This is a genomic window from Marinagarivorans algicola (assembly GCF_001292705.1).
GTDB lineage: Bacteria > Pseudomonadota > Gammaproteobacteria > Pseudomonadales > Cellvibrionaceae > Marinagarivorans > Marinagarivorans algicola.
In genome coordinates this window covers 1-4,926 of sequence record NZ_LGAK01000078.1, presented here as the reverse complement: position 1 = coordinate 4,926, position 4,926 = coordinate 1, and the positions used below count along the sequence as shown (strand labels likewise).

Annotated in this window: 3 protein-coding genes; 1 reads left to right on the top strand and 2 read right to left on the bottom strand. The window is 43.2% G+C overall.

Annotated elements, in window-relative coordinates:
• Positions 1–186 precede the first annotated feature (186 nt).
• A complete protein-coding gene (locus AC438_RS15995) occupies positions 187–603 on the bottom strand; it encodes an MAPEG family protein (protein ID WP_053982267.1) in 417 nt (138 codons plus the stop codon).
• Between the two features lie 452 nt (positions 604–1,055).
• The gene (locus tag AC438_RS15990) at positions 1,056–2,918 is read right to left on the bottom strand and encodes a 3'-5' exonuclease (RefSeq protein WP_053982266.1); all 1,863 of its coding nucleotides are present in this window, start codon (positions 2,916–2,918) and stop codon (positions 1,056–1,058) included.
• A 1,216-nt stretch (positions 2,919–4,134) separates the two neighbouring features.
• On the opposite strand from AC438_RS15990, the gene AC438_RS15985 reads away from it, so the two are divergent.
• Positions 4,135–4,557, top strand: coding sequence for a hypothetical protein (locus AC438_RS15985; protein ID WP_156317123.1), 423 nt, complete (start codon positions 4,135–4,137; stop codon positions 4,555–4,557).
• Positions 4,558–4,926: the final 369 nt, after the last annotated feature.

Genomic DNA, 4,926 nt, shown 5'->3' with positions numbered 1-4,926 from the left:
GTGTTGATATAAGCCTACTCGTAAAATATAAGTATGTTTTAATGCCCCCAAAAAAAGGCCTCTCGCGCAAGCGAAGGGCCTTTTTTGAAGGGCTTTTTTTTGGCGTGCCGACAGCGCGACAACATACGAGCTGAGCGCCTGTTTTTGTTAGTATTACCCTTGTTAGTATTGCTTAATACCTCAATTTTAGGCAATAGTCCAACCGCATAAACCCAGCAGTAGTATATTCGCTAATACGGCGATTAAATAAAAATAGCTTCTTGGGCTTGGATTTTTTTCTGTTGATATTGCGTAATATAAAACCATGTGAATGATTCGAGATATAGCCATCACCCAAATGATGATTCCTGCCCACAAGGCATCAACGCCAACCAGTATGGCTAAAAATGACGCACCAAGCATTACGGTAATGTTTTCTAGAGAATTGGCAAATGTTCTATTTGAGCGAAATACGAATGAACAGTGGCTGAGCGATGGGTCTATTTTTCCTGGGATAGCGCCTGGCTGTGTAGCCTTGGATTGTGCTGCTACAAGACTTTGCACTACAACCGTGAGTATGATTGTGAATATGCCAAAAAAAGCGACCGAATAAGACTCTAACATAAATATAAATACCTTTTTGTTGAATATATAACAGTTTATTGACTGGCATTCAGGCATATTAACGCCTGTTTTTCTATTGTTACTTTACAGTAATCATCATTACGATGCTCAAGCTATCAAGCTAGGGTGTAAGCGGGCGTTAATACGATTATTTTAATGAATAGATCAATATTACGGTCACTTTCTTTGGGCCGCCTCTATCTGGCTAGCTTATGCAGATGAAATATCAAAAGGAATGGGTTTATCAGTAACAACCTGCTCGTTTTTTGAACTAAAAATCACTTATCTGCGCTAGAACCAATTTTATTGTATTTACTATTTATAATTACGGGCCTGACGGGTGTTTTAGTTGTGGCTGGGGGAGGGCAAAAGTGAGTGTCTGTTTTTATTATGCTCGGTTGTGACTAAAATGAGTGCCTGACTAAAACGAGTGCCTGTCCCAGCTGTTTTGCTCACCCCAACCCTTCAAGCAATTGCCCAATAGCCGTTTCCCTATGGTAGCTTACCAACAACTGTTCCCGCGCTCGCGTTAAACCGACGTACATACGGCGGATATCTTCAGCTAGCTCGGCTTCGCTGATGGGGCTAAAGCTGGCATCCAGCACAACGACGGTTTCAAACTCTAAACCCTTACTACTAGGAATAGGTAGAATACTGACTTGATCTAGCTCGGGATTATAGTGTCTTTTGAATTGACTTGACGCTAACCATGCGTGGGGAATGGCGTGCTTTTTTAGTTGCGCGGCTATGATCTTGCCGGCTGTACCACCGGGGTACAAAATGGCGATGTCTTTCCATGATTTGCCGCGCTGGTGCCAAGCCAATAAACAACGGGTTATATAAGTGACTTCGGCTTCAAGACTTTCGAGCCGCTTTACAACGGGCATGGAGCCGCAGTTGCCGGCGGCTTGCGGGGCGATTAGGGGTATATCTTCCTTGCCGCCTGCGCCAAAATAATCTTTTGCTAAGGCGTAGGCAAAATTTAAAATTTCGCGAGTATTACGGTAGTTTAGCCTTAGGATAGTGGTGCGCCCTTGCGCTTTAATACCTACGCTGGCCAAACTGAATTTTAGCGCGGCCTTTGCTTTGTATATCGATTGCGCATCATCGTATAACAGCAGCAATGAATGTGTTTCTGGGTCGACCATTTTAGCCACTAGGCTTAACCACTGCGGCTGAAAGTCGTGGCCCTCATCAATAAGTAGAGCGCCGTATTGGCCTTGGGGGATATCGCCGCGCTCTACCGCATTAATTACGCTGGCCACTTGTCGCTCCCATACAGGCGCATCACCCTTTTCCACGGCAACATGGTAAGCGCGCAATTGTTCGCCGCACCAATCGTGAAAATGGTAAACCTGTACCTTATCGGTAATGCCGCGCGTGCCAATAAAACTGCGCAAACGTGCGGCTAAGGTAATGTTAAAACACAGTACTAAAATAGGCTTATTCAGCGCCTCGGCCAAATATAAGCAGCGATACCCCAAGATTAACGTTTTACCAGAACCGGCTACTCCGTGCACCACGCGATGACCGTCACCTAAACTGCGTGCCAATTGCTCTTGTTGCACATCCATAATTTTGACGATATCGGGAATAGTTTGAGCCAGCACGGGCGCCTTCCTCTCGGAGTCGCCAAGCTCAGAGTCAGGCTCATCAAGTAAAGCGATTTGTTCAGCATCAATACGTATTTCGGGGAATAAATGCCAGCGAATACGATCAATTTGTGGCAACGTGAGTTTGGAACCAAAGTGGTAGTTAAACATGCCCCATAGTTGAGCTTGAAAATCTTCTGCGTCTACCGACTCGAGCATTTCATCTTTACAGATAAGTAAGTGGCTAGGCAGTAGTTTATTGCGATGCTCCTCTGGGATAGCATTATCCAGCTGCTTGCGATTGATATTGGTAAATACCACACCATAACCATAAGGTATACACAGCTTACCGGTATGATTGCCCACCTGCTGCTGTAATTGTTTATCGCGCCCCAGTATCTGCAACACTTGATAACAACATTGGCGAGCTTGCTCGATGGGGTTGGCTACGGTTTTTAAGCCGGTTGGTGTTAAAAGGTCGACCTGTGTATGGCTTAAGCGCTTTAGATTTTCGGCCTTCCAGTCTTTAACCTCTAAAAACAACAAGCCTCTCGCAGGATGCAAAACTATAAAATCGGGATAACGGCGCTTTCCGCCTATCGGGATATCAAACCAGCACAGATAGTCGTCTTCTAGTAGCTTCTCTAACCGGCGGGCAAAGCGCTTTTCTCCGCTGGTCATTTTGGGCAGGCAAGTGTTGAGGGTGGGGATGAGCTCAGCCATAGTCCTTCACTTATATCGCGAAACAAGCGGGAATTAAACAAAAAAAACGAGTGTCCACCCCAGTTGATTTACGGGTATTTTTATTGAATATTGGCCAATCTACCCTTCAGCCCTTACAGCGTCAAGCTTAGATAAAAACCTTCGCAGTCCGGTTTTATGCATGACGTCTTCGGGAGCGGGTTGAGCACAGCAGGTACCCACTTTTGATATCTCGTCCCGCACGATGACTCTTTTCAAAAGCGCCGTAAAATCATCCCTGATGGCTCCACTCGGCATCCTGCCTCAAAGGCTTTGAAAAAATAACTGTACGGGCCTGACGGCTATGTTTAGCTGTCACTTTTTTAGCCACGCCAGCCCTATTTTAGTTGTGGGCAATATAGCCCTTGTAGGGCACTCACTCAAAAGGTTGCAATTAGGCTATAAGGGCACACCCAGCCGGCAGCGCTGCAAAGTGCTCTTCGGCTAACGATTACCCTTCATTTTATCGCGCTTCAATTGAAATCGACCTGCCTGAATATATACCCTAACTCAATAATTAATCTGTGTTGATAGCTGAAAGTAATAAGGCCATAATTTCGCGTGTTTCAGAGCTTGCCGGTATCCGTTGTTGGGTTGTTCGAGTAGGTATTTTTTAGGGTGAGTGTCCTTGTATTGCTAGCCTTAGAGAGCTCCTCACCTGCTATTATACCGTTGCACAATCGGCGCACCCTTAAATAAGCAGCACCAGCGCCGATACTCATAACTTTTACCGTTGAATTTGTCGTAGGCACACAAAAAACTATGCCTTACGCAGCGCGTTGTGATGTTATAAAAAGCGGTATCGCCTATCGAAATCAATTGTTTGCGCGGCTGTACCATGTCTGCTTATCCAGTGTTTTATGATTTCACGTTAGATAAGGCTGGGTAATGAGTTAAATAGCGGTTTTTTTTGGGTTGTGGGTTCTTTATACTCGAAAGGTGTTTTTGGGTGTGTATGTCCTTGAATTTTTATCTATATCAACATGCCGCTCAGGCGTCATTCCGTATTTTCCTGAAATGGCATGGATTGTTTCCGTCTATATGTGCTCCAAAAGAGTGCGGCTCTGCATGTCGTTTGCGGCGGGACTTGTAGGCATGCTAGATTGGCGAGAAATATAAATATACGGAATCGGTTCCTGAGATATATGGATTGATTCCGTCTAATATAATGTTATGTGCTAGAGGATAAATTATGTTCGTGCTAGAGCATCAAGATGAAAATATTGAGTATGAATTTGAAAAAGGTGGATTTGCTTTAGAGGGTGACAAACTATTTTTATCAATTGAAGCAACTGCAATTGATGATGAAGCATTTCCAGATTCTTATAAATTTGCTTTAGATGGTTATATATTAAAAGAAGATTTAGATAATGCTAAAATTCGTATTTCAACAAACCCTAATGACGAACAACCAAATGTATTTGTTTACACATCATTTCACGCTTGTGAAGTTGAAGCAGAATTATCAGTTAAAAAAATAGCAGAAGATGAAATAGAAGTAAGAGTAAATATTATATCTAAAGATGTTAATTATTATAACGAAAAAGCTAAGCCTAATCCTTTTAAGGGTTCAGTTGTTTTATATAAAAAAAGTTTCACAGAAATGTGGATCCCGACTTAGCACATAACAAGGCGTTTAAGTCCGATGCAAGCACTGCGTTTCCTTTGTGCTTCGCTTCGCGAATTATTGCACAAAACAAACTCCGTGCTCGCACGGCTTAACTTGACGTTAGTTTTTCAATCAACGAGGCGTAAATGTCAGAGATTAAAGACATTCAAAAACTGTAAGTCCGCTTCAAAACATCTGATTAAATTAATGAACCTACTTAGACAGGCATGCCAAAAAGAAAATGATACTAAGTTTTATCGACTATTGTATCGCCATGCTAAAACAATCGCTAATAGCCCATTAATTCAATAAAAGGCATAAAGAACCCAAGCTAATAACATGGGGTTATTGGGTTGGGCAGGAGTGATGGTGGGTAATGCG

Coding starts and splice junctions, on each gene's coding strand:
- AC438_RS15995 (WP_053982267.1), bottom strand. CDS start 603: ATGTTAGAGTCTTATTCGGTCGCTTTTTTTGGCATATTCACAATCATA.
- AC438_RS15990 (WP_053982266.1), bottom strand. CDS start 2,918: ATGGCTGAGCTCATCCCCACCCTCAACACTTGCCTGCCCAAAATGACC.